The following is a 25,443-nucleotide window of genomic DNA, read 5'->3' as shown; positions in this document are numbered from 1 at the left end:
CCAATTCACGCTCCTTTTAGATTTGTAAAGACACTTTCATTATACGAGAAAAGGCTACCAAACGTCAATGGTTGGGTTGTTTAAAAAAGGTTATTCTAGCCATTCTATTCAATACAAGCTATAATTTAAAAGAAACAATGTGTCACAAAGACGATAAAGAATTGAAAAGGGGTCCGTTATGAAGACAGATATTAACATTGCACAAGCAGCAACATTAAAACCTATTCAAGAGATTGCCGAAACAATCGGTCTTTCAGAAGATTCGCTAGAACTTTATGGGAAATACAAAGCGAAAATAGATTTTCCAACGCTTCAATCCTTAGAAGCGCAACCAGAAGGTAAATTAATCCTCGTTACGTCGATTAATCCAACGCCAGCAGGAGAAGGAAAGTCAACCGTGACCATTGGTTTAGGAGATGCATTAAATCAAATCAATAAAAAAACAGTTATTGCCCTAAGAGAACCATCATTAGGTCCTGTAATGGGGATTAAAGGTGGCGCAACAGGTGGCGGTTACGCACAAGTATTACCAATGGAAGAAATCAATTTGCATTTTACTGGTGATATGCATGCGATTACGACAGCCAATAATGCCTTAGCTGCGTTACTAGATAATCATTTACAGCAAGGAAATGAATTAAAGATTGATTCTCGGCGGGTGATTTGGAAACGGGCAGTGGATCTAAATGATCGTGCGCTCAGACAGGTCGTTGTTGGTTTAGGCGGTCCTTTCCAAGGTGTACCAAGAGAAGACGGTTTCGATATTACTGTGGCAAGCGAAATTATGGCGATTCTTTGTTTAGCGCAAAATTTAACGGACTTAAAAGAACGCTTAAGTCGGATTATTGTCGCCTATAATGACCAAAGAGAGCCGGTGACGGTTAAAGATTTAAACGTGGCAGGTTCCCTGACTTTATTATTAAAAGACGCCTTAAAACCTAATTTAGTTCAAACGATTGAAGGAACTCCAGCTTTTGTTCACGGTGGTCCTTTTGCCAATATCGCTCATGGATGTAACAGTATTTTAGCGACAAAAACGGCTTTGCATCTAGGGGATTATGTCGTAACAGAAGCGGGTTTTGGTGGTGACTTAGGTGGCGAAAAATTTTTAGATATTAAAGTACCTTCTTTAGGAAAAGCACCCGATGCCGTTGTGATTGTGGCAACGATTCGCGCGTTGAAAATGCATGGCGGTTTGGCGAAAGATCAGTTAGCAGAAGAAAATTTACCAGCGTTACAAAAAGGCTTTGCCAACTTAGAAAAACATATTCAAAACATGCAACGTTATGATGTACCAGTAGTTGTTGCAATTAATGAGTTTACACAGGATACAGAAAAAGAAATTCAACTATTGAAAGAAGCCTGCCAAGCGTTAGGCGTGCCCGTCGAGTTAACAAGTGTTTGGGCGCAAGGTGGCGCAGGTGGCACGAACCTAGCGAAAACAGTAGTAGCAGAGATTGAAGCCAATACAAAACAGTTTCAACCTTTATATAATCCTCGCCAAACTATTGAAGAAAAAATTCAAGCCATTGTACAAACGATTTATGGCGGGGAACAGGCGATTTTTTCTCCGAAAGCGCAAAAACAAATCGCAGACTTTACAAAAAATGGTTGGGATCAATTACCAATTTGCATGGCGAAGACACAGTATTCACTTTCTGACGATCCTCAAAAATTAGGACGGCCAGAAGGATTTACGATTACGATTCGTGAACTAGTTCCAAAAATCGGTGCGGGGTTTATCGTGGCGTTAACGGGTGACATTTTAACGATGCCTGGCTTGCCGAAGGTTCCTGCTGCGTTAAATATGGATGTGGACGAAACGGGTCAAGCGAGCGGTCTCTTTTAAAGCCGCTCTTTCCTGAGAACTATTTTTAGTATATACTTGAAAGTAGCTCAATAAAAAATAATGACGGAAATTTATTGCGTAGTTTATTATAAGGAGCAAAGACTATGGGGGAACGAGCAGATACATTTTTAGCACACTTTAATCGCATTGAAAAGTGGATGAGAGAGAGACTGAACAATCCTGTCAATATGGGATTCAGTGAAATGACAAGACGTCTTTCCCGAAAAGAAAAAGGACTGATTGCTCAATTTGAAGAGGATTTGCTTCAAATGGCTCAGTTAAGAAATGCCATCGTTCATGAGCGAATTGCTGATGATTTTGTAATTGCAGAGCCAAACGAATGGGCAGTTCAACGAATTGAAACGATTGAACAAGCTTTAACAAAACCAGAAAAAGTAGTGCCTAAATTTGCGAAACGTGTTACAGCTTTTGAAATCACCACTTCTTTAGAAACGTTATTAACGATTATTGCAAAAAAACAATATTCCCAATTTCCGATTTATGAAAAAGGTGTATTTAAAGGATTAATCACGGTTCGAGGGATTGGTGTATGGTTTGCCATTGAGAGCACCAAAGGCGAAGTTCACATTGCCAACCGAACGGTGCGAGAATTGTTGGCATCAAATTATAAACGCAGCAACTATCAATTTGTTTCAATTGAAGCAACCGTTTTTGAAGTTGAACAAATGTTTCGGGAGCAGCCACGCTTAGAAGCTGTGCTTATTAGTAAAAGTGGCCATCCTAATGGTGAGTTAGTAGGCATTGTTCGACCAAGAGATTTAGCAAGTATTCATAGAGAAAAGGAATGACGCGATTGTTAGTAGTATATTTTTTAATCAGTGCCTTATTAGTAGGGCTTGACCAATGGAGCAAATATTTGACGGTCCAAAACATTTCTTTGGGTGAAACAAAAGAATTCATTCCTGGATTTTTGTCGCTGACCCATTTAAGAAATACCGGAGCCGCTTGGAGCTTATTAGAAGGAAAGATGATATTCTTTTATGTCATCACAGTAATTGTTAGTGTCGTGATTATTTATTTATTAATTAAGAATTATAAAAAAAGTATCTGGTATTCTGTAGGTTTATCTTTTGTCTTAGCAGGTGCCATTGGGAATTTTATTGATCGTGTACGTTTAGGCTACGTGGTGGACATGCTCCAAACGGATTTTATGAATTTTCCTATTTTTAATGTTGCAGATAGTACGTTAGTGGTCGGCGTTATTTGTATATTTATTTATTTGATTTTAGATGAAAAAGCAGCAAAGGAAGGCAAAAATGGAACAAATTAACGTAACGATTCAAACAGAAAAAGGCCGGATTGACAAAGTATTAAGTGAACATTTACCCAATCATTCCCGCTCGCAAATTCAACAATGGTTAAAAGAAAAACACGTAACAGTTAATGGTGAAACGGTCCGCGCAAATTACAAAGTTACAGCAGGCGATGAAATTGTTGTAACAATTCCTGAACCAGAAGTTCTAGATATGGTAGCAGAGGATATTCCTTTGACCATTGTTTATGAAGACAATGATGTGATTGTTGTCAACAAACCTCAAGGCATGGTCGTTCATCCTTCGGCAGGGCATCCCAAGGGTACATTAGTGAACGCGTTACTTCATCATGCGGATCACTTATCGGCGATTAATGATGTGGTGCGACCGGGAATTGTTCATCGAATTGATAAAGATACTTCGGGGCTATTGATGGTGGCTAAAAATGATCAAGCCCATGAATCATTAGCGAAACAGCTAAAAGAAAAAACATCGTTACGCAAATACGTTGCCTTGGTCCACGGTGTTATTCCTCACGATAAGGGAGAAATAAATGCGCCTATTGGTCGTTCCAAGGTTGACCGCAAAATGCAAGCGGTCATTGAAGGCGGTAAAGAAGCAGTCACGCATTTTACTGTTTTAGAGCGTTTTGATGCATTTACCTTAGTTGAATTACAACTAGAAACAGGCCGGACACATCAAATCCGTGTTCACATGAAATATATCGGTTATCCATTAGCTGGAGATCCATTATATGGACCGAAAAAAACATTGCCTGGCAATGGACAATTTTTACATGCGAAGTTATTAGGCTTTACACATCCTACTACAGGTGAACAATTAGTCTTTGAAGCACCTTTACCAGAAGTTTTTGAAAAAACTTTACACCAATTAAGAAATAATCATTGATTTTTTTCTGAAGAAGAGGTAAACTCTTTTTTAAGAAGAAAAATAACTAAATAACTGTAACCTTTAAGTTTAGTCCCGTGAGGCTAAGAAGGAATCATGCAAAAGAACACTAGGTGCGCTTAGTTAGTAAGTTGTGTGGGCTACATGGTACCCTTGTACCTTTTTAAACTGTAACCAACATCCTCCTATCCTCATACGGGTAGGAGGATTTTTTGTTGGAAAAAATAACAGGACAATTTCAATAAAAATCCACTTATTTTTCAGCTGCTCAATTGAAGGAAGAATCGCTGACCCCAAGACAGCGAGGACGTAGATAAAAAAGAAATGAGGAGGAAATTATTATGCCAAAGAAAGAAGTTGTTGACGCAGTCACAATGAAACGAGCGCTTACTCGAATCTCGTATGAAATTATTGAAAGAAACAAAGGAATTCAAGACATTGTTTTAGTAGGAATTAAAACGCGTGGGATATACATTGCACAACGTCTAGCCGAACGCTTAAAACAATTAGAAGATATTGACGTGCCAGTTGGTGAATTAGATATTACTTTGTATCGTGATGATGTGAAAGATATGGAGGAACCTGAATTACATTCTTCTGACGTACCAGTCTCAATTGAAGGTAAAGAAGTTATTTTAGTGGATGATGTCTTGTACACGGGCCGGACCATTCGTGCTGCGATGGACGCTGTTATGGATTTAGGTCGTCCAAGAAAAATCTCTTTAGCAGTCTTAGTAGATCGTGGGCATCGGGAACTACCGATTCGTGCCGATTATGTAGGAAAAAATATTCCAACATCAAAAACTGAGGAAATTATTGTGGAAATGGAAGAGCGTGACGGCGCAGATCGTATTATGATCAGTAAAGGAAACGAATAAAAAGGAGTGAACAACGTTGTCAGAAAAAGAATTTCGAAATGAGGATGCAGTCTTAGATATTAAAGACAGACCGCAAGCTTTTCACTGGGTTGGCCTAAGTTTACAACATTTATTTACGATGTTTGGCGCAACGGTTTTAGTACCAATCTTAGTGGGAATTGACCCAGGGATTGCGTTAGTCAGTTCAGGATTAGGAACAATGGTCTATCTGATTACTACAAAAGGAAAAATCCCCGCTTATCTTGGCAGTAGCTTTGCTTTTATTGCAGCGATGCAGATGTTAATGAAGAGTGATGGTTATCCAGCCATTGCCCAAGGTGCTATGACAACCGGCTTGGTATACCTAATCGTTTCATTAATCATTAAAAAAATTGGTTCCGACTGGTTGGATAAAATTTTACCGCCTATCGTTGTAGGACCTGTCGTGATGGTTATCGGTTTAGGCTTAGCAGCTAATGCCGCAAATAACGCAATGTATAACAACAACGTTTATGATTTTAAATATATTGCCGTAGCCTTAATTACTTTAGGCTTAACCATTTTTTACAACATGTTTTTCAAAGGCTTCCTAGGATTAATTCCAATTCTTTTGGGAATTGTTAGTGGGTACCTGGTCGCTTTAGCTTTCGGAATTATTGACTTAACCCCTATTAAAGAAGCCGCTTGGTTTGCTTTACCGAATTTTGAAGTACCTTTTGTTCAATATGAACCGAAATTGTATTTAAATGCCATTACAACAATGGCACCAATTGCTTTTGTAACAATGACAGAACATATTGGTCATTTAATGGTCTTGAATAAATTAACCAAGCGCAACTTTTTCCAAGACCCAGGCTTATCTAAAACTTTAATGGGAGATGGCTTAGCGCAAATTGTAGCAGGTTTTGTTGGTGGACCGCCAGTTACAAGTTATGGTGAAAATATCGGCGTGTTGGCAATTACAAGAGTACACAGTGTCTTCGTGATTGGTGGAGCCGCGGTGTTCGCTGTAGCTTTAGGATTTGTTGGAAAATTAAGTGCCTTGATTCTAAGTATCCCAGGACCAGTTATTTCAGGAATTAGTTTCGTCTTGTTCGGTGTGATTGCCGCAAGTGGTTTGAAAATCTTAATCGATAATAAGATTAATTTTGATAAGAAAAAGAATTTATTGATTGCTTCAGTAATTTTAGTCATCGGCATTGGTGGCTTAGTCTTCAAAGTAGCAACCTTTGAATTGTCTTCAATGGCATTAGCAACCGTCTTAGGAATTGTTTTGAATTTAATTTTACCGGAAAACGCACGTAGCGAAGAACAGTAGGAGGACTGGACGAATGATTATTACATCTGAACGAATTAGTTTAAAACATCTTTTAACTGCTGAGGCTTTAACCGACCGTGAAGTCATGGGGTTAATCCGTCGCGCAGGAGAATTTAAACAGGGGGCAAAATGGTACCCAGAAGAACGTCAATATTTTGCAACAAACTTGTTTTTTGAAAATAGTACTCGAACACATAAAAGTTTTGAGGTAGCTGAGAAAAAATTAGGCTTAGAAGTGATTGAGTTTGAAGCAAGTAGAAGTTCTGTTCAAAAAGGAGAAACGTTATACGATACAGTACTAACGATGTCGGCAATTGGTGTAGATGTAGCAGTCATTCGTCATGGTAAAGAAAATTATTACGATGAATTGATTCAAAGTAAAACGATTCAATGTTCTATTATTAACGGCGGGGACGGGAGTGGACAACACCCTACACAATGTTTATTGGATCTGATGACCATTTATGAAGAATTTGGTGGATTTGAAGGCTTGAAAGTGGCGATTGTGGGAGATATTACACATTCTCGCGTTGCCAAATCAAATATGCAGTTATTAAACCGTTTAGGCGCTGAAATTTATTTTTCAGGTCCAGAAGAGTGGTATGATCATCAGTTTGATGTCTATGGACAATATGTGCCGCTAGATGAAATTGTTGAAAAAGTCGATGTGATGATGTTGCTTCGCGTGCAGCACGAACGTCATGATGGTAAGGAAAGTTTTTCAAAAGAAGGCTATCATTTGGAATATGGTTTAACCAACGAACGGGCAACTCGTTTACAGAAACACGCAATTATTATGCATCCAGCGCCAGTCAATCGGGATGTTGAACTGGCAGATGAATTAGTGGAAAGTCTGCAATCAAGAATCGTCGCGCAAATGAGTAACGGAGTCTTTATGCGCATGGCAATTTTGGAAGCAATTTTACATGGAAAGGCCTAGGTGGAGAAATGAAGACGTTAATTAAGAATGGAAAAATCATCAAAAAAGAGAATCAATTGATTGAGGCAGCACTTTGGCTAGAAAATGGTGTGATTCACGCAATCGGAGAATCGTTTGACGAAGCAGATTTTGAGCAAGTGTTTGATGCGAAAGGGCAACTAATCACGCCAGGCTTTGTGGATGTACATGTTCACTTTAGAGAACCAGGCTTTACGTATAAAGAAACGATTAAAACGGGCAGTAAAGCTGCTGCTCGCGGTGGTTTTACTACGGTTTGCGCAATGCCCAATTTGAATCCAGTACCAGATACGGCTGAAAAATTAAGTGAGGTTTACGACTTAATTCAAAAAGATGCAGTCGTGAAAGTTTTACAATATGCCCCCATTACAGAAGAGCTACGGAGTGAAGTTTTAACCAATCAGAAGGCCTTAAAAGAAGCGGGCGCCTTTGCATTTACGAATGATGGTGTTGGTGTCCAAACGGCAGGAACGATGTACTTAGCCATGAAAGAAGCGGCTGCATTAAATATGGCGCTTGTTGCGCACACGGAAGATGAATCTTTATTATTTGGTGGTGTGATGCATGAAGGAGAAGTTTCTAAGAAATTAGGCCTACCAGGGATTTTAAGTGCAACGGAAGCTTCACAAATTGCTCGGGATATTACTTTAGCAAAAGAAACAGGCGTTCATTATCATGTTTGTCATGTTTCAACAGAAGAAAGCGTGCGCGTTATTCGAGATGCTAAAAAAGCAGGGATTCACGTAACAGCCGAAGTTTCGCCACACCATTTAATTTTAGTCGATGAGGATATTCCTGGTGACGAAGGGTTTTGGAAAATGAACCCGCCATTACGTGGTTTAGCAGATCGACAAGCATTGATTGACGGCTTGTTAGATGGCACGATTGACTGTATTGCTACCGACCATGCGCCCCATGGTTTAGAAGAAAAACAACAATCATTTTTAAACGCACCTTTTGGCATTGTCGGTAGTGAAACGGCCTTCCAATTGATTTATACGAACTTTGTCGAAACAGGCATTTTCACATTAGAACAAGTGATTGATTGGATGGCAGTGAAACCGGCAGAAATTTTTGGATTAAACGCAGGAACACTAACAATTGGTGCACCAGCAGATATTGCAGTTTTTGACTTAGCAACAGCTGCACCAATTGATGCAGAAGCATTTGAATCAATGGCTGTCAATACACCATTTACAGGGTGGACAGTCAAAGGAAAGACACTTATGACATTTGTTGACGGAGCATTAGCTTGGTTGGAGGAGGCGCAGTAGGTTTGAAAAGGTTATTGATTTTAGAAGACGGAACAGTATTTGAAGGAAAAGCGTTTGGTGCAGAAGGCAATGTAGTAGGAGAAGTTGTTTTTACTACTGGCATGACAGGTTACCAAGAAGCAATTACTGACCAAAGTTTTAATGGACAAATGATTACTTTTACGTATCCATTAGTTGGAAATTACGGGGTCAACCGAGATGATTATGAATCCATTGCACCAACCTGTAAAGGTGTCATTGTTAAAGAGCATGCGCGGGTTGCTTCAAATTGGCGTCAACAAATGACCTTGGATGAATTTTTAAAGCGCAAAGGGATTCCGGGAATTTCAGGAATTGATACGCGTGCGCTGACTCGTAAGTTACGATCAGCTGGAACAATGAAAGGGAGCATCATTGATGCCGTGGATGATTTGCCGCATGCGTTTGATCAATTAAAAGCGACAGTCATGCCGAAAAATCAAGTGGCACAAGTCTCCACCACTAAGCCTTATCCGAGTCCAGGTATTGGGCGTAATGTAGTCGTCGTTGATTTTGGGTTGAAACATAGTATTTTGCGAGAATTATCAAAACGGCAATGCAACTTAACTGTGTTGCCTTATAATACAACGGCCGAAGAGATTTTAGAATTAAGTCCCGATGGTGTCATGTTGACAAATGGGCCTGGAGATCCCAAAGATGTGCCTGAAGCTATTGAAATGATTCAAGCAATCCAAGGAAAAGTTCCAATTTTCGGCATCTGCTTAGGTCATCAGTTATTTTCATTAGCAAATGGTGCGGATACGTATAAGATGAAGTTTGGACATCGCGGTTTGAATCATCCTGTACGAGAAATTGCAACAGGACGCATTGATTTCACTTCACAAAATCACGGATATGCCGTAGATGAAGCAACAATTGATCCAGAAAAATTACTTGTGACCCACGTGGAAGTCAATGATGGAACGGTTGAAGGCGTGCGTCATCGAGATTATCCAGCTTTTACTGTGCAATATCACCCAGATGCGGCTCCAGGACCGCACGATGGTCTTCATTTATTTGACGAATTTATGGAATTAATGGATGCATGGAAGGAGCAAAACTAATGCCAAAACGAACGGACATCAAGAAAATCATGGTGATTGGTTCAGGACCAATCATTATTGGACAAGCAGCAGAATTTGACTATGCAGGCACACAAGCCTGTTTAGCGCTAAAAGAAGAAGGGTATGAAGTTGTCTTAGTAAACTCAAATCCAGCGACCATCATGACCGATAAAGAAATCGCGGATCATGTTTATATTGAACCGATTACTTTAGAATTTGTTTCAAGAATTTTGCGAAAAGAACGTCCTGATGCTCTTCTACCAACATTAGGTGGTCAAACTGGATTAAATATGGCGATGGAATTATCGGAATCAGGAATTTTAGATGAGCTAAATGTAGAATTGCTAGGAACAAAGCTCAGTGCGATTGACCAAGCGGAAGACCGTGATTTATTTAAACAATTGATGGAAGAATTAGAACAACCGATTCCAGAAAGTGAAATTGTCAATACGGTAGAACAAGCCGTGGCTTTTGCCAAACGAATTGGCTATCCAATTATCGTTCGTCCCGCATTTACTTTAGGTGGAACAGGCGGCGGCATGTGTGATACGGAAGAAGAACTCCGCCAAATTGCTGAAAACGGTCTGAAATTATCACCAGTTACACAATGTTTAATTGAAAAAAGTATTGCTGGTTTTAAAGAAATTGAATATGAAGTGATGCGTGATTCGGCTGATAATGCGATTGTGGTTTGTAACATGGAAAACTTTGATCCTGTCGGCATTCACACTGGGGATTCGATTGTTTTTGCTCCGAGTCAAACCTTATCAGATTATGAATACCAAATGTTGCGAGATGCGTCCTTGAAAATTATTCGTGCATTAAAAATTGAAGGTGGCTGTAATGTTCAATTAGCTTTGGACCCGCATAGCTTTAATTATTATGTGATTGAAGTTAATCCTCGTGTTTCTCGCTCATCTGCACTTGCTAGTAAAGCCACAGGGTATCCCATTGCGAAGTTAGCTGCAAAAATTGCTGTTGGTTTAACATTAGATGAAATGAAAAATCCAGTTACTGGAACCACTTATGCCGAATTTGAACCCGCTTTGGACTATGTTGTTTCCAAAATTCCTCGTTGGCCTTTTGATAAATTTGAAAAAGGTGCTCGAGAACTAGGAACGCAAATGAAAGCAACCGGGGAAGTCATGGCAATTGGCCGCAATATTGAAGAATCCTTATTAAAAGCAGTTCGTTCTTTAGAAATTGGTGCTTATCACAACGAGTTAGCAGAACTAAGTCATGTCAGTGATTTAGAATTAACGAAGAAAATGGTCCATGCGCAAGATGATCGATTGTTCTACTTATCAGAAGCCATTCGTAGAGGATATAGCATCGAAGAATTACAAAGTTTAACGAAAATTGATTTATTCTTCTTGGATAAACTTTTACACATTATCGAAATTGAAACAGCCCTTGAAAGTCACGTGGACAACGTAGCTGTTTTGAAAGAAGCCAAACAAAATGGTTTTTCTGATCGGAAAATCGCAGCACTTTGGGGACAAACAGAACAAGCCATCGCTGACTTCCGCAGAGCCAATCAAATTGTGCCCGTCTATAAAATGGTGGATACGTGTGCTGCAGAGTTTGAATCACACACGCCTTATTTTTATAGCACGTATGAAGTGGAAAACGAAAGCAATGTTTCGAACAAGCCTTCTGTACTAGTATTAGGTTCTGGTCCCATTCGCATTGGTCAAGGGGTCGAGTTTGATTATGCAACCGTTCATTCTGTCAAAGCAATCCAAGCGGCTGGTTATGAAGCAATTATTATGAATAGTAATCCTGAAACAGTTTCAACAGATTTCTCTGTTTCTGATAAATTATACTTTGAGCCATTAACTTTAGAAGATGTCATGAATGTGATTGATTTAGAAAATCCGATTGGCGTGATCGTCCAATTTGGTGGACAAACAGCGATTAATTTAGCTGAGCCGCTCACAAAACAAGGCGTTAAAATTCTTGGAACAACGATTGAAGATTTAGATCGTGCGGAAAATCGTGATTTATTTGAACAAGCTTTGCAAGAGTTAGCGATTCCTCAACCACCAGGAGATACAGCCACAAGTGCAGAAGAAGCAGTCGTGATTGCTGATCGTATCGGCTATCCCGTTTTAGTGCGTCCAAGTTATGTTTTAGGTGGTCGTGCAATGGAAATTGTCGAAAATCAAAAGGATTTGGAAGATTATATGCGACATGCAGTCAAAGCTTCTCCAGAACATCCTGTCTTAGTTGATAGCTATTTATTGGGACAAGAATGTGAAGTTGATGCCATTTGTGATGGTGAAACAGTACTAATTCCAGGGATTATGGAACATATTGAACGAGCTGGCGTGCATTCTGGCGATTCAATGGCGGTTTATCCACCGCAGTATCTTTCTCAAGAAATTCAGGCAACAATTGCCGATTATACAAAAAAACTAGCACTTGGTTTAAACTGTGTAGGCATGATGAATATTCAATTTGTTATTCATGAAAATCGTGTTTATGTGATTGAAGTGAATCCTCGTGCGAGTCGAACAGTTCCTTTCTTAAGTAAAATCACAGGGATTCCGATGGCCCAAGTTGCTACAAAAGCGATTCTTGGTGAGAAACTGACTGACCTAGGATATCAAGACGGGTTATATCCTGAAAGTAAACAAGTTCATGTGAAAGCCCCTGTATTCTCCTTTACGAAACTACAAAAAGTAGATACGTACTTAGGGCCTGAAATGAAATCAACTGGGGAAGTTATGGGTAGTGATTATTATTTAGAAAAAGCCTTGTATAAAGCCTTTGAAGCATCTGGCTTGCATTTGCCAAGTTATGGAGCTGTACTTTTCACCATTGCTGATGAAACAAAAGAAGAGGCGTTAGAAATTGCTAAGCGTTTTTCAGCAATTGGCTATAGTTTAGTCGCAACGGAAGGAACCGCTGACTTTTTAGCGAAGCATCAGTTGCCTGTTAAGAAAGTGACGAAAATTTCTAATCCTGAAGGGGAAACCGTGCTGGATGTCATTCGCAACGGGAATGCACAAGTGGTAATCAATACCATGGATAAAAATCGTTCCAGTGCCAACCAAGATGGGTTTTCAATCCGTCGGGAAGCAGTCGAACATGGGATTCCATTGTTTACCTCACTTGACACAGCAAATGCGATTTTAAAAGTTTTAGAATCAAGAGCCTTTACGACAGAAGCCATTTAAGCAAAAATCTGGAACAATCGTCTGAGGAGGACTGTTCCAGATTCTTTTACGAAGAAATAGAAAATCATTTATAGGGGAATCAGAGAATAAAGGAGTGAAGGATACTGATGCAGAGAAAGCAAGAAATGATGACCATTGTAGCTCAAAAACAGTTAGCGCCACGCATTTATCAGTTAGACTTACAAGGCGAGTTAGTGAAAGAGATGACACGACCTGGACAGTTTGTGCATATCAAGGTTCCGCGTGCAGATTTACTTTTGCGGCGACCGATTAGCATCAACCAAATTGATCATTCGAACGAAACCTGTCGTTTGATTTATCGAGTCGAAGGCGCTGGAACGGAAGTGTTTGCTACCATGAAGGCTGGTGAACAATTAGATATTTTAGGTCCTTTAGGAAACGGCTTTGATATAACTACCGTAGCAGCTGGTCAAACTGCTTTTATCGTTGGCGGAGGAATCGGGATTCCCCCATTGTATGAATTATCAAAGCAACTTAATGAAAAAGGCGTGAAAGTGATTCATTTTCTTGGTTATGCATCAAAAGAGGTTGCTTATTACCAACAAGAATTTATGGCATTAGGAGAAACACATTTTGCCACAGATGACGGCTCGTTTGGTGCTCATGGCAACGTGGGCCGTTTATTGTCAGAAGCGTTAGCAAAAGGACGGATCCCTGATGCAGTGTATGCTTGCGGTGCGAATGGTATGTTAAAAGCAATTGATTCTTTATTTCCAACACATCCACACGTTTACCTTTCTTTAGAAGAACGGATGGCCTGTGGAATTGGGGCTTGCTATGCCTGCGTTTGCCATAAAAAAGGAGACACTACTGGAGCAAAAAGTGTCAAGGTCTGTGATGAAGGTCCGATTTTTAAAGCAAGTGAGGTTATCTTATGATGAAAAATCCTTTAGCTGTTTCAATTCCAGGTTTAACATTAAAAAATCCAATTATTCCCGCCAGTGGTTGCTTTGGGTTCGGGGAAGAATATGCTAACTATTATGACCTTGATCAATTAGGTTCAATTATGATTAAGGCAACAACGCCCCAAGCACGATATGGAAATCCCACGCCACGTGTAGCTGAAACACCTAGTGGTATGCTAAATGCCATTGGATTGCAAAATCCAGGCTTAGAAGTGGTTATGCAAGAAAAATTACCGAAATTAGAAAAATACCCTAACTTACCGATTATCGCAAATGTTGCAGGTGCTTGCGAAGAGGACTATGTGGCTGTTTGCGCAAAAATTGGGCAAGCGCCTAACGTCAAAGCAATTGAATTGAATATTTCCTGTCCTAATGTGAAACATGGCGGCATAGCTTTTGGTACAGATCCAGAGGCTGCTTTTCAATTAACACAAGCAGTCAAAAAAGTCGCCTCTGTTCCGATTTATGTTAAACTATCACCAAACGTAACGGACATTGTGCCGATCGCCCAAGCAATTGAAGCAGGGGGCGCAGACGGTTTTTCTATGATTAATACATTGCTAGGGATGCGCATTGATTTAAAAACGAGAAAACCTATTTTAGCCAATCAAACTGGTGGACTATCTGGACCAGCCATTAAACCTGTTGCTATTCGCTTAATCCGACAAGTCGCCAGTGTTTCTCAGTTGCCAATTATTGGAATGGGCGGTGTTCAAACAGTGGACGATGTCTTGGAAATGTTCATGGCAGGTGCTAGCGCTGTCGGGGTTGGTACGGCCAACTTTACAGATCCATACATTTGTCCGAAGTTGATTGACGGATTACCTAAGCGAATGGAAGAGTTAGGCATTGAATCGTTGGAACAATTAATTAAAGAAGTGAGAGAGGGGCAGCAAAATGCACGATAGACCAATTATTGCGTTAGATTTTCCCACGCAAAAAGAAGTGGCTGTTTTTTTAGAAAAATTTCCTAAGGAAGAAGCCTTGTTTGTTAAAGTGGGGATGGAACTTTTTTACGCAGAAGGACCAGCGATTGTTCGCTGGCTTAAAGAACAAGGACATGATGTTTTCTTGGATTTAAAATTACATGATATTCCGAATACTGTGGAAAAAGCGATGACAAATTTAGCAAAATTAGGCGTTGCTATTACCAATGTCCATGCAGCAGGGGGCGTTCGAATGATGCAAGCAGCTAAGGAAGGTCTAATCAAAGGGACTCAGCCAGGCGCTAAGGTTCCTGAGTTAATTGCTGTAACCCAGTTGACTTCTACTAGTGAAGAAGAGATGCACCACGATCAATTAATCAACGTTTCTTTAGAGACAAGTGTCATTCATTATGCTAAATGTGCGGAAAAAGCGGGTCTGGATGGCGTGGTTTGTTCAGCATTAGAAGCACGTGGTATTCAAGAAGCAACCAAGCAGACGTTTATTTGCTTAACACCTGGTATTCGTCCAGCAGGAAGTGCAGTAGGTGACCAACAACGGGTCGTAACGCCGCAACATGCTCGCGAAATCGGGTCCACATATATCGTTGTTGGCCGACCTATTACCCAAGCAGAAAATCCTTATGAAGCCTATCAAGAAATCAAAAAAGACTGGAGCAGAAAGTAACATGACAAAAGTAGCAAAAAAGATTGCCAAAGATTTATTAGATATTGAAGCGGTATTTTTAAACCCTAATGAGCCTTTTACTTGGGCTAGTGGCATAAAAAGCCCGATTTATTGTGATAACCGTATCACGATGAGTTATCCTGCTGTGCGTAAAGAAATTGCAGAAGGCTTAGCGGCAAAAATTAAAGAGACTTTTCCAGAAGTCGAAGTGATTGCTGGGACGGCTACCGCAGGGATTCCACATGCGGCATGGGTAGCCGATATTTTAGGATTACCAATGGTTTATATTCGCAGTAAAGCCAAAGATCACGGCAAAGGGAATCAAATTGAAGGCCGAATTTCTGAAGGACAAAAAATGGTAGTTATCGAGGATTTAATTTCAACAGGCGGTAGCGTGTTAGAAGCGGCAGAAGCGGCGGAACGTGAAGGAGCAACGGTTTTAGGCGTTGCGGCAATCTTCACTTATGAGTTACCCAAAGGAACGGCAAATTTTGCAGATAAACAGATGACGTTACTAACGTTAACCAATTATTCAACTTTAATTGATGCTGCATTAGAAGCAAACTATATCGAAGAAAAAGATGTTACCTTATTACAAGAATGGAAAAAAGATCCTGAAAACTGGGGCAAATAACCGTTGAACTAAAGATGGTTCTTGTCGTCTGATTTTTAGTGTCATTTTCAGTAACCAGATTTAACGGTAGGAGAACTTAGGTCATTTGCCGAGGCGCGTAATGATCTAAGTTCTTTTGTTTGACGTAGAAAAGATGTTAGGATAGAGTTTTAACATGAGTTTTACCTGATTACTATGTGGAAATGAAGGAAGAGTGTATGAAAAAAATAAAAAATATGGACGTTGAATGGAGCTATACAGGCAACGATGGACCAGAACATTGGCATACGCTATGTGACTGGTTTGCAGAAGGTGCTAAGTTTGCTTATCAATCGCCAATTGCTTTAGAAAAAGAAAGTGCTGAGACAATAAATTCTCAGATTACGTTTCATTATAAAAAAGAAGAATTCACTGAAAAGGAATTCAAAAATACGTTTCATTTTGTACCACCAAATACGGAAAGTTACGTAATGTTTGAAAATGTTGCGTATCATTTAACCGATATCCATTTTCATATGCCTAGCGAACATTTGCTGTCGGGAAAGCAGTATCCGCTAGAATTCCATTTGGTTCATATGAATGATGCTGGCGAAAATTTAGTTGTTGGTTGCCTGTTTACCATCACAGAGGAAGAAAATCGTTTTTCAGAAGCGAATCATCCGATGGACTGGGAAAACGGCACGCACCAACAATGGTTTAATCCGTCAATCTTTTTACCAGAGGAGCGTCTACACTACCATTATGTAGGCTCGTTAACAACACCGCCAACTAAGGGTCCAGTGAAATGGTTTGTATTTGATACCATTCAAAAAATGGATCAAGCCTTTTTAAATAAGATCAAGGAAGGTATGTTGGCCTTTAACAATCGGCCCCTTCAGCCGTTGAATGGGCGTAAGATTTATTTTTCAAATGATTAGTGTGTGGAGGAAAAAGTGTTGAATATTCAACAAATGAAGTATGTTGCTGCCATAGCTAACAATGGGAGTTTTCGGGAAGCAGCCAAAAAACTATTTATTACACAACCTAGCTTGTCAAATAGTATTCGAGAATTAGAAGAAGAACTAGGGATTTCCCTCTTTTTACGTACCAATAAGGGCGCTTTTTTAACAGAAGAAGGAATGGTTTTTTTAGAACAAGCAGAGAAAGTCTTAGTTCAAATGGAGTTATTGGAAAATCGCTATCGCGAGACAGTGACCAGCGAACGATTCTCCATCTCTTCGCAACATTACGATTTTTTAGGTGAGGTAATTGCCAAAGTTCTTAAAAAGTATGGGGATCAATATAAAGATTTTCGTGTCTTTGAAACCACGACCTTAAAAGTAATTGAAGACGTCAAAGGATTTCACAGTGAGTTGGGGATTATTTATTTAAATGAACAAAATAGTGTCAGTATTGAACGGTATTTAGAACAAGCTAATCTAGCCTACGAGGTAATTAGTACTTTTAATACACACATTTTTTTAGGAAATCATCATCCTTTAGCCAAGCAAAAAGAAATTCATTTAGAGGAATTAGTTCCCTATCCACAAGTTCGCTTTAATCAAGAAGGAAGCAATTTTTCCTATTTTTCTGAAGATTTAGTTGAAATTCCTGAACAGGAATCGGTCATTCATACTACAGATCGTGGAACCTTGATGAATTTGTTGGTAGAAACCAATGCTTATGCTTCTGGTTCAGGAGTCGTAACGGGTTTTACGAAGAAAGAAATTCGGTTAGTGCCATTGGCGCCAGCTTTGGAAAATCGTATTTGTTTACTCTTTCCCAAAAATCGGGAAATCAGTCCGATTGGTCGCTACTTTATCAAAGAACTAAAAGCGTTGTTTAAAAAAGAGGTAGATACCAAAACGTTTAGCACTAAGGAATAAAAAGAAGAGGTCGGGACAGAAGTGTTTAACTCCGAGAAATAAGAAGGAATTTCCGAAAATTGTTCTTTAATTTTTGGAGAATTTCGGCTTATTTCCGAAGGAGTTGCTTCTGTTCCCGCCGTTTATTAGTTTTTGAGCGTGGAGCAAAAATCCAAAGTGATTTTTGTCCCACGCTCTTCTTTTTTGGCTCATTTTGAAACAGTAGAAATGGTTTCTCTTTCAATTAATGTGACAGGTACTTGAATGTCTTCTATGATTTGAATGTCTTGTTGCATCGTTTGTAATAACACTTCACCAGCTAGTTTTCCCATTTCTTTAAAGTCTTGCGCCATGGTTGTTAATGGCGGTTCGACAAATGCTGCTGCTTGAATATCGTCAAAACCAATAATCGATAATTCTTCAGGCACATGAATACCTAGGTTTTTACAGTTTCGTAAACAATGTAACGCGCTGAAGTCATTATCGCAGACCACGGCTGTGAGTTGGTGCGCCTCAAAATACTGTTTAAAGTTGTGTTCATCTAAGAGATTGGTTTCCGTGATTGCTGTATGGAACGCCAGATTGGCTTCTTTTAAAGCTTGGAGATAACCTAAATAACGTTGCCGAACGGATTGTAGGGCCGGACTTCCTGAAAGGATATATCCAATTTTCGTATGTCCTAAGCCAATTAAGCGTTCGGTTGCTGTTTTACCACCAGCAAAGTTGTCTGATTGAATGGTTGCAAAAGGTAAATCATGGATCTTTTTATCCAAGACAACGACTGGAAAATTCATCAAAGCCAACTCAAACAATAAGTCGAGGTAGTCATTACTAGTAGCAGCATAATAGACAAGCCCGGCAAACTCATTCACAATGTCCGCAGCATTTTTCTCTCTCAAAAAATTAGGCGAGGTCATAAAGACTTCTAAACCAGCTGCTTGAATAGTAGGGGCCAAACCGCTATAGAAATTTCCTACTGATAAATCGTCTGCAAAAGGCAATAAAAAAAGAACTTTATTTAAAGAGGTATGAAGAGGATGCTTTGGTGCTTGAACAAAACTTCCTTTTCCTTGGTGACGTTGGATTACGCCTTGCGTTTCCAACTCAGTTAGCGCTCGTTTGGACGTAATTCTACTGACGTTAAACTGAGCCGATAATTCTTTTTCGGTAGGCACTTGCGCTCCAACAGGCAATCGCCCTGAATCAATTTCATTTTGTAAATAATCAATAATTTGTTGATATAATGGTTGCTTCATTCATTTCACCTCACAATAAGATATATCTTATTTATAGTTTACCATAAATTAATTGGTTTTAAAATGAAAAAAATGATCGAAATCACTAGACAAAGTGAAATGTAAACGCTATAATTCAATTGTGAAATGATATATCAAATTTAAGAGGTGACGAGAATGGTTTATACAGAAGTTCCAAAATCCGTAGCAACATTTATGGAGACAATTACAGAAAAATGCGGTGAAGCACATCAAGATTGGGCAAAAAACTTTCAGGCGGCCTTTGCCAATACTTTAATAACAACAGTGAAACGTCAAGAAGATGGTACTACCTTTTTATTAACAGGCGATATTCCAGCAATGTGGTTGAGAGACTCAACAGCGCAAGTTCGTCCCTATTTAGTGATTGCGAAAGAAGACGAAGATCTTGCTCAAATGATTGCTGGGTTGGTTAAGCGCCAGTTTCGTTATATTTGCATTGATCCTTATGCCAATGCGTTTAATGAAACAGATAATCATGCAGGCCATCAAACTGATAAGACAGAAATGAATGGCTGGATTTGGGAACGGAAATATGAAATTGATTCATTATGTTACCCGGTCCAATTAGCCTATTTACTTTATAAAAATACTGGGATGACCGAACAATTTAATTCAGATTTTGTGGAAGGCGTCAAAAAAATTCTCAACGTTTTTACAACAGAACAAGATCACGCACAGTCACCTTATTTATTTGAACGAGATACGTGGCGTCAAGAAGATACGTTGGTTGAAGCAGGGAAAGGAACACCAGTTGGCAAAACAGGGATGACATGGTCAGGCTTCCGTCCTAGTGATGATGCCTGCCAATATGGTTACTTAGTTCCTTCTAATATGTTTGCAGTCGTAATTTTAGGCTATATTCAAGAAATTTTCTCTGATGTTTTAGAAGATGCTACGATTGTGACGATTGCTAAAAAATTACAAGAAGAGATTGAAGAAGGCATCCAAACATTTGGACGAACAAAAAATCAAAATAACGAAACGATTTATGCGTATGAAGTGGATGGCTTAGGCAATGCAAGCGTGATGGATGACAGTAATGTTCCCAATTTAGTAGCAGCCCCTTATCTGGGTTATTGTTCAACAGAGGATGAACAATATTTAACAACGCGTCAAACCTTATTAAGTAAAGAAAATCCTTACTTCTATGAAGGCAAATACGCGAAAGGGATTGGTAGCTCGCATACACCAGAAAATTACGTGTGGCCGATTGCTTTAGCAATGGAAGGAATGACAACCAAAGATAAAGCAGAAAAAGAACGAATTTTAGATTTATTGGTTGCCACAGATGCGGGGACTCATTTGATGCATGAAGGTTTTGATGTAGATAATCCTGAAAATTATACAAGAGAATGGTTTTCATGGGCTAATATGATGTTTTGTGAATTAGTTATGGATTATTTTGACATCCGAGTGGAAAAATAGGAGGAAAAGTGATGACAAAGAAAAAAGTCTATATTGTTTCCCATAGTCATTGGGATCGTGAATGGTATCTTCCTTATGAAGAACATCATATGCGCTTAATTGAATTAGTGGATAATGTATTAGATTTAATTGAAAATGATCCAGAGTTTAACAGTTTCCATTTAGATGGACAAACGATTATCTTAGACGACTATTTACAAGTTCGCCCAGAGAAAAAAGAAGCCGTGAAAAAAGCTGTCCAAGCAGGCAAACTAAAAATCGGACCATTTTATATTTTACAAGATGACTTTTTAATTAGCTCTGAATCCAATGTTCGAAACATGCTGATTGGGCATTTAGAAAGTCAAAAATGGGGAGCACCAGTTCAATTAGGTTACTTCCCGGATACATTTGGTAACATGGGTCAAACACCTCAAATGATGCAATTAGCAAATCTGCCTGCGGCTGCCTTTGGACGCGGGGTGAAACCGATTGGCTTTGATAATCAAGTCTTAGAAAGCGACTATAGCTCACAATATTCTGAAATGTGGTGGGAAGGTCCTGACCAAACGAAAATTTTCGGCTTGCTTTTTGCGAACTGGTATAGTAACGGGAACGAAATTCCTTCAGAAAAAGAAGCAGCAATCGCTTTTTGGAAACAAAAATTGGCTGATGTGGAACGTTACGCTTCCACAGACCATTTATTGATGATGAATGGGGTCGACCACCAACCTGTACAAAGAGATATTACTAAGGCCATCGCTTTAGCCAATGAACTATTCCCAGAATATGAATTTATTCATTCCAATTTCGATGACTATTTGAAAGCTGTTCAAGAGGAGTTACCAGAAGATTTAGGAACAGTAACAGGTGAATTAACGAGTCAAGAAACGGATGGCTGGTACACATTAGCCAATACTTCTTCTGCTCGCGTCTATTTAAAACAGTGGAACACAAAAGTCCAACGCCAATTAGAAAATATCGCAGAACCTTTAGCAGCAATGGCTTACGAAGTAACTGGCGACTACCCACATGACCAATTTGATTATGCTTGGAAAACATTGCTTCAAAACCATCCGCACGATAGTATTTGTGGCTGTTCTGTCGACGAGGTTCACCGAGGCATGATGACTCGCTTTGAAAATGCCAATGATGTCGGGCATTTCTTAGCAGATGAAGCAACACGACAATTAACAGAAGCAATTGATACAAGTGTTTTCCCAGAAAAAGCGCACCCGTTTGTTTTATTTAATACTAGTGGCTATCAGAAAACGGAGGTTGTCACTGTGGAAGTGGAGATTGAACGATTGCCATTTTATACAGGAAAACCTGAAGATCTTTATCATGAATTAAAACAAAAAGCCACCCCAGATTATCAAGTGATTGATCCAACTGGAAAAGCCGTTGCAAGCCGTATTGTCAAAGAAGATGTTCGTTTTGGTTACGATTTACCTAAAGATGCTTTCCGTCAACCGTACATGGCCAAATACTTAACGGTCGAATTATCTGTCAAAGAAATGGCGCCATTCTCTTGGGATAGCTTTGCATTGATTCAAGGAGAAACGAAAGCTTTTGAAGGAAGTCTTTTGGCTCAACCAGCAACAAATGAAATGGAAAACGAATTTATTCAAGTGAAAATTGAAAACAATGGTAGCTTAACCATTGCTGACAAAAAAACAGGAGAAACATTTTCAAAATTGTTAACATTTGAAGATACTGGCGACATTGGGAATGAATATATCTTTTTCAAACCGACCGAAGACCAAGGAATTACAACCGAAAATGTAACGGCTGAAATTACGAATAAAGAAAATTCCCCTGTAAAAGCAAGTTATCAAATTAAACAAACCGTCATGTTACCAGTTTCAGCAGATGAACGATTAGAAGAAGAACAAAAGGCTGTTCGTGAGTTTAGAGAACGCCAAGCACAACGTTCAACGACGCTTCGCCCGTTCGAAATAACGACAGTGGTTACAATGATCAAAGAAAGTAACCAATTGTTCTTTGAAACAACCATTAATAATCAAATCAAAGATCATCGTTTACGCGTGCTTTTCCCAACTGGCATGGTCACAGAAACACATGAAGCGGATAGTATTTATGAAGTCGTGACACGACCAAATCAAGTAAGCGACACATGGGAAAATCCAACAAACCCGCAGCACCAACAAGCGTTTGTGAATGTTCATGACCAAAACAAAGGCGTGACTATCTTCAATGAAGGCTTAAATGAGTATGAAGTCTTAGCAGATGGAACCATTGCTGTCACATTAATTCGTTGTGTTGGCGAACTAGGTGATTGGGGCTATTTTGCGACACCAGAAGCACAATGCCAAGGAGAATATACCTTTAAATATGGTTTGTCATTGCATGGAAAACCAGAAGAACGCTTTGCTACGTATCAACAAGCCTATAGTGCACAAATTCCTTTTACTGCAGCTACTACTGCGCGTCATGAAGGTAAACTAGCACCGAACCATGTCTACTTGACAACGGCAGAAGGACCAATTGGTTGGACAGCCGTTAAACGTCAAGAGCAAACAAATCATTTAGTCGTTCGTGGCTTTAATCTAACAGCGCAAAATATTCCTTGTGAACTTCACAAAGAGACACAACCAGCGACTTGTTTAACAAATGTATTAGAAGAACCGTTGACACCGGCGATAGAAGTTGATGCACCATTACGTCCGTTTGAAATTCGGACATGGCGTTTCGAAAAATAAATAAATAGGAGAACTTTGTTGAAAAGGACAAAGTTCTCCTATTTTCTTCTCTGCCATTTTTTTGAGATATTTATAATAAAAATCTAGCGAAACAATGAGAAAATCATTCATTTTACGGTCAATTTATGCTACTATAACGTCAACTGAAGGAGTGAAGCTAAATGGATTTAACCAATCGTTTTAATCGTCAAGTAAATAAAATTGCTGTTTCTTTAATTCGTCAATTTGACGAACAAGTCTCAGGAATTGAAGGTATTTTAAAATTAACGCTAGGAGAGCCGGATTTTAACACACCTGAGCATATCAAAAAAGCAGCCAAAGAAGCAATTGATGCGAATTTTTCTCATTATACAGGGATGTCTGGTTTATTAGATGTCCGTGAAGCAGCCGCTTATTTTATGAAAGAAAAGTATCATTTGACTTACCAGCCTGCGACAGAAATTTTAGTAACAGTTGGAGCAACAGAAGCGATTTCAGCTTCGTTATTAGCAATTTTAGAACAAGGTGACAAAGTGCTATTGCCAGCACCTATTTACCCAGGGTATGAACCAATTATTACATTGGCGGGGGCGGAACCGGTATATTTGGATACACGAGACAACGATTTTGTCTTGACCCCTGAAATGATTGAAGCGGCAATGGCCGAGCATGGGGAACAAGTCAAAGCAATTATTTTAAATTATCCTAGCAACCCAACTGGTGTCACCTATAACCGCCAAGAGTTGCAAGCAATTGCTGATGTTCTAAAAAAATACGACATTTTTGTGATTAGCGATGAAATTTATAGTGAGTTAACTTATGATGAGAGTCATGTTTCGATTGCTGAAATGTTACGTGACCAAACGATTTTAATTAACGGTTTGTCGAAATCACATGCCATGACAGGCTGGCGGATTGGCTTTATTTTTGCACCAGCGATTTTAACAGCGGAGATCATTAAAGTTCATCAGTATTTAGTTACTGCGGCTGCAACAGTGTCTCAAAAAGCGGCTGTTCGTGCCTTAATCGAAGGAATGCATGATGCTGAAATTATGAAAGAAGAGTATCGGAAACGGCGCGATTTTGTTTATGAACAGATGACTCAATTGGGGTTTGAGGTTGCACGTCCAAATGGCGCCTTTTATATTTTTGCTAAGATTCCTACTGGTTATGAACAAGATTCTATGAAATTTTGTATTGATTTAGCGCAAAAAGAAGCAGTAGCGTTGATTCCAGGTATTTCTTTTGGTCCAGAAGCAGAAGGATACGTCCGAATTAGTTATGCGTCCGATATGGATAAATTAACAACGGCCATGGAACGAATCGCACATTACATGGCGACACAACGCGTAACGCACTAGCCTTTATAGATTCTTTACACACCTTTACCTTTTATTTACATTTAATTGAAACAGAATTAACAGAGTCTTGGTAGACTAAACTTGTAACTAATTGAAAAGGAAGTGCAAAGATGAAAAAACGTGTAATTGCAGCAACTATGCTGAGTCTAGGGTTATTATTAACTGGGTGCGGAGCTCAAGGAGGCACAACTGAAAAATCCAGCGAAGCGGATAGTAACAAACCAGTTAAAATTGTCGCTGTTGGTTCCACCGCTTTACAACCGTTAGTAGATGCTGCGAAAGATCAATTTACACAAGAACATCCTAATTATACAGTTTCTGTCCAAGGTGGCGGCAGCGGAACAGGACTTTCGCAAGTTGCAGATGGCGCAGTGACCATTGGAAATTCCGATGTGTTTGCCGAAGAGAAAGATGGCGTGGATGCCTCTAAATTAGTCGATCATCGGGTGGCCGTGGTCGGTATGGGACCAGTGGTCAACAAAGAAGTCGGCGTGAAGAATTTAACGAAGCAACAATTGATTGATGTCTTTACTGGCAAAGTCAAAAACTGGAAAGAAGTGGGCGGCAAAGATCAAGAAATTGTCGTAATAAACCGCGCAAACGGAAGTGGCACCCGAGCAACATTTGAAAAATGGGGCTTAGATGGAGCTAAACCAGTTCAATCACAAGAACAAGATTCTTCGGGAACAGTTCGTAAAATTGTTGAACAAACACCAGGAGCAATCAGCTATTTAGCTTTTTCTTATATGGATGATTCCACCGTTGCCTTAAGCATTGATGGTGTTGAACCAAAAGAAGAACACGTGAAAGACAATTCATGGAAAATCTGGTCTTATGAACATATGTATACAAAAGGGGAGCCTAATAAAGAAGTAAAAGCCTTCTTAGACTATATGGTCACCGATGATGTTCAAAAGACAATTGTCAAAGACTTAGGTTATTTAGCCATCACAGACATGCAAGTAGAACGTGATGTAAATGGAAAAGTAACTGAAAAATAAA

21 protein-coding genes are annotated in these 25,443 nt (G+C 39.4%); 20 read left to right on the top strand and 1 reads right to left on the bottom strand.

What is annotated here, in order from left to right:
• Positions 1-178 precede the first annotated feature (178 nt).
• From IGI63_RS02960 to IGI63_RS02885, 16 genes are all read left to right on the top strand, one after another.
• On the top strand, positions 179-1,849 hold the full coding sequence (locus IGI63_RS02960; RefSeq protein ID WP_429975289.1) for a formate--tetrahydrofolate ligase: 1,671 nt from the start codon (positions 179-181) through the stop codon (positions 1,847-1,849).
• 104 nt (positions 1,850-1,953) lie between these two features.
• Positions 1,954-2,658: a CBS domain-containing protein gene (locus tag IGI63_RS02955; protein WP_429975288.1), complete on the top strand. Its 705-nt coding sequence runs from the start codon at positions 1,954-1,956 to the stop codon at positions 2,656-2,658.
• Between the two features lie 5 nt (positions 2,659-2,663).
• A complete protein-coding gene (gene lspA / locus IGI63_RS02950; RefSeq protein ID WP_002360174.1) occupies positions 2,664-3,140 on the top strand; it encodes a signal peptidase II in 477 nt (158 codons plus the stop codon).
• Positions 3,127-4,032: an RluA family pseudouridine synthase gene (locus IGI63_RS02945; RefSeq protein WP_002357408.1), complete on the top strand. Its 906-nt coding sequence runs from the start codon at positions 3,127-3,129 to the stop codon at positions 4,030-4,032. Before lspA ends, IGI63_RS02945 begins: the two co-directional genes overlap by 14 nt.
• A gap of 338 nt (positions 4,033-4,370) precedes the next feature.
• Positions 4,371-4,910, top strand: coding sequence for a bifunctional pyr operon transcriptional regulator/uracil phosphoribosyltransferase PyrR (pyrR, locus tag IGI63_RS02940; protein ID WP_301280621.1), 540 nt, complete (start codon positions 4,371-4,373; stop codon positions 4,908-4,910).
• 16 nt (positions 4,911-4,926) lie between these two features.
• Complete coding sequence (locus IGI63_RS02935) at positions 4,927-6,207, top strand: solute carrier family 23 protein (RefSeq protein WP_429975287.1); 1,281 nt, start codon at positions 4,927-4,929, stop codon at positions 6,205-6,207.
• 13 nt (positions 6,208-6,220) lie between these two features.
• Positions 6,221-7,147, top strand: coding sequence for an aspartate carbamoyltransferase catalytic subunit (locus IGI63_RS02930; protein WP_202571769.1), 927 nt, complete (start codon positions 6,221-6,223; stop codon positions 7,145-7,147).
• A gap of 8 nt (positions 7,148-7,155) precedes the next feature.
• Positions 7,156-8,439 (top strand): dihydroorotase, encoded by a 1,284-nt coding sequence (locus IGI63_RS02925; protein ID WP_429975286.1) that lies wholly within the window; start codon positions 7,156-7,158, stop codon positions 8,437-8,439.
• Positions 8,440-8,441: 2 nt separating this feature from the next.
• Positions 8,442-9,521 carry a carbamoyl phosphate synthase small subunit gene (locus IGI63_RS02920; protein ID WP_002360175.1) on the top strand — a complete coding sequence of 360 codons (1,080 nt, stop codon included), beginning with the start codon at positions 8,442-8,444 and terminating at the stop codon, positions 9,519-9,521.
• Entirely contained in the window at positions 9,521-12,703 is a 3,183-nt protein-coding gene (gene carB, locus IGI63_RS02915) for a carbamoyl-phosphate synthase large subunit (RefSeq protein ID WP_429975285.1), read from the top strand. The genes IGI63_RS02920 and carB overlap by 1 nt, the downstream gene beginning before the upstream one ends.
• Before the next feature lie 107 nt (positions 12,704-12,810).
• The gene (locus IGI63_RS02910; protein ID WP_002365731.1) at positions 12,811-13,602 is read left to right on the top strand and encodes a dihydroorotate dehydrogenase electron transfer subunit; all 792 of its coding nucleotides are present in this window, start codon (positions 12,811-12,813) and stop codon (positions 13,600-13,602) included.
• Entirely contained in the window at positions 13,599-14,537 is a 939-nt protein-coding gene (locus IGI63_RS02905; protein WP_429975284.1) for a dihydroorotate dehydrogenase, read from the top strand. The genes IGI63_RS02910 and IGI63_RS02905 overlap by 4 nt, the downstream gene beginning before the upstream one ends.
• Positions 14,527-15,240: an orotidine-5'-phosphate decarboxylase gene (gene pyrF, locus IGI63_RS02900; protein ID WP_429975283.1), complete on the top strand. Its 714-nt coding sequence runs from the start codon at positions 14,527-14,529 to the stop codon at positions 15,238-15,240. Before IGI63_RS02905 ends, pyrF begins: the two co-directional genes overlap by 11 nt.
• Before the next feature lies 1 nt (position 15,241).
• Complete coding sequence (gene pyrE / locus IGI63_RS02895) at positions 15,242-15,874, top strand: orotate phosphoribosyltransferase (RefSeq protein WP_002357418.1); 633 nt, start codon at positions 15,242-15,244, stop codon at positions 15,872-15,874.
• A gap of 182 nt (positions 15,875-16,056) precedes the next feature.
• Complete coding sequence (locus IGI63_RS02890; protein WP_002394492.1) at positions 16,057-16,770, top strand: carbonic anhydrase; 714 nt, start codon at positions 16,057-16,059, stop codon at positions 16,768-16,770.
• Positions 16,771-16,788: 18 nt separating this feature from the next.
• On the top strand, positions 16,789-17,718 hold the full coding sequence (locus IGI63_RS02885; protein WP_002361904.1) for a LysR family transcriptional regulator: 930 nt from the start codon (positions 16,789-16,791) through the stop codon (positions 17,716-17,718).
• A 188-nt stretch (positions 17,719-17,906) separates the two neighbouring features.
• Here the strand turns inward: IGI63_RS02885 and IGI63_RS02880 are convergent, their stop codons facing one another.
• Entirely contained in the window at positions 17,907-18,953 is a 1,047-nt protein-coding gene (locus IGI63_RS02880; protein ID WP_002360181.1) for a GntR family transcriptional regulator, read from the bottom strand.
• A gap of 156 nt (positions 18,954-19,109) precedes the next feature.
• Here IGI63_RS02880 and IGI63_RS02875 point away from each other — a divergent pair, with 156 nt between their 5' ends.
• The 4 genes from IGI63_RS02875 to IGI63_RS02860 all read left to right on the top strand — a co-directional run bounded on the left by IGI63_RS02875 (position 19,110) and on the right by IGI63_RS02860 (position 25,442).
• A complete protein-coding gene (locus IGI63_RS02875; protein WP_429975282.1) occupies positions 19,110-20,399 on the top strand; it encodes a glycoside hydrolase family 125 protein in 1,290 nt (429 codons plus the stop codon).
• An 11-nt stretch (positions 20,400-20,410) separates the two neighbouring features.
• On the top strand, positions 20,411-23,101 hold the full coding sequence (locus IGI63_RS02870) for an alpha-mannosidase (protein ID WP_429975281.1): 2,691 nt from the start codon (positions 20,411-20,413) through the stop codon (positions 23,099-23,101).
• A 161-nt stretch (positions 23,102-23,262) separates the two neighbouring features.
• On the top strand, positions 23,263-24,441 hold the full coding sequence (locus tag IGI63_RS02865) for a pyridoxal phosphate-dependent aminotransferase (protein ID WP_429975280.1): 1,179 nt from the start codon (positions 23,263-23,265) through the stop codon (positions 24,439-24,441).
• Between the two features lie 110 nt (positions 24,442-24,551).
• Entirely contained in the window at positions 24,552-25,442 is an 891-nt protein-coding gene (locus IGI63_RS02860; protein WP_002357425.1) for a phosphate ABC transporter substrate-binding protein PstS family protein, read from the top strand.
• Position 25,443: the final 1 nt, after the last annotated feature.

It is taken from the genome of Enterococcus sp. DIV0086, from assembly GCF_050498705.1.
Classification (GTDB): Bacteria; Bacillota; Bacilli; order Lactobacillales; family Enterococcaceae; genus Enterococcus; species Enterococcus faecalis.
Note: the sequence above shows the minus strand (reverse complement) of the source record. Positions and strands in the feature narration are given on the sequence as shown.

Coding starts and splice junctions, on each gene's coding strand:
- pyrE (WP_002357418.1), top strand. CDS start 15,242: ATGACAAAAGTAGCAAAAAAGATTGCCAAAGATTTATTAGATATTGAA.
- IGI63_RS02875 (WP_429975282.1), top strand. CDS start 19,110: ATGGTTTATACAGAAGTTCCAAAATCCGTAGCAACATTTATGGAGACA.
- IGI63_RS02860 (WP_002357425.1), top strand. CDS start 24,552: ATGAAAAAACGTGTAATTGCAGCAACTATGCTGAGTCTAGGGTTATTA.
- IGI63_RS02870 (WP_429975281.1), top strand. CDS start 20,411: ATGACAAAGAAAAAAGTCTATATTGTTTCCCATAGTCATTGGGATCGT.
- IGI63_RS02910 (WP_002365731.1), top strand. CDS start 12,811: ATGCAGAGAAAGCAAGAAATGATGACCATTGTAGCTCAAAAACAGTTA.
- IGI63_RS02955 (WP_429975288.1), top strand. CDS start 1,954: ATGGGGGAACGAGCAGATACATTTTTAGCACACTTTAATCGCATTGAA.
- IGI63_RS02905 (WP_429975284.1), top strand. CDS start 13,599: ATGATGAAAAATCCTTTAGCTGTTTCAATTCCAGGTTTAACATTAAAA.
- IGI63_RS02930 (WP_202571769.1), top strand. CDS start 6,221: ATGATTATTACATCTGAACGAATTAGTTTAAAACATCTTTTAACTGCT.
- IGI63_RS02865 (WP_429975280.1), top strand. CDS start 23,263: ATGGATTTAACCAATCGTTTTAATCGTCAAGTAAATAAAATTGCTGTT.
- IGI63_RS02925 (WP_429975286.1), top strand. CDS start 7,156: ATGAAGACGTTAATTAAGAATGGAAAAATCATCAAAAAAGAGAATCAA.
- pyrF (WP_429975283.1), top strand. CDS start 14,527: ATGCACGATAGACCAATTATTGCGTTAGATTTTCCCACGCAAAAAGAA.
- IGI63_RS02960 (WP_429975289.1), top strand. CDS start 179: ATGAAGACAGATATTAACATTGCACAAGCAGCAACATTAAAACCTATT.
- carB (WP_429975285.1), top strand. CDS start 9,521: ATGCCAAAACGAACGGACATCAAGAAAATCATGGTGATTGGTTCAGGA.
- IGI63_RS02890 (WP_002394492.1), top strand. CDS start 16,057: ATGAAGGAAGAGTGTATGAAAAAAATAAAAAATATGGACGTTGAATGG.
- IGI63_RS02945 (WP_002357408.1), top strand. CDS start 3,127: ATGGAACAAATTAACGTAACGATTCAAACAGAAAAAGGCCGGATTGAC.
- IGI63_RS02880 (WP_002360181.1), bottom strand. CDS start 18,953: ATGAAGCAACCATTATATCAACAAATTATTGATTATTTACAAAATGAA.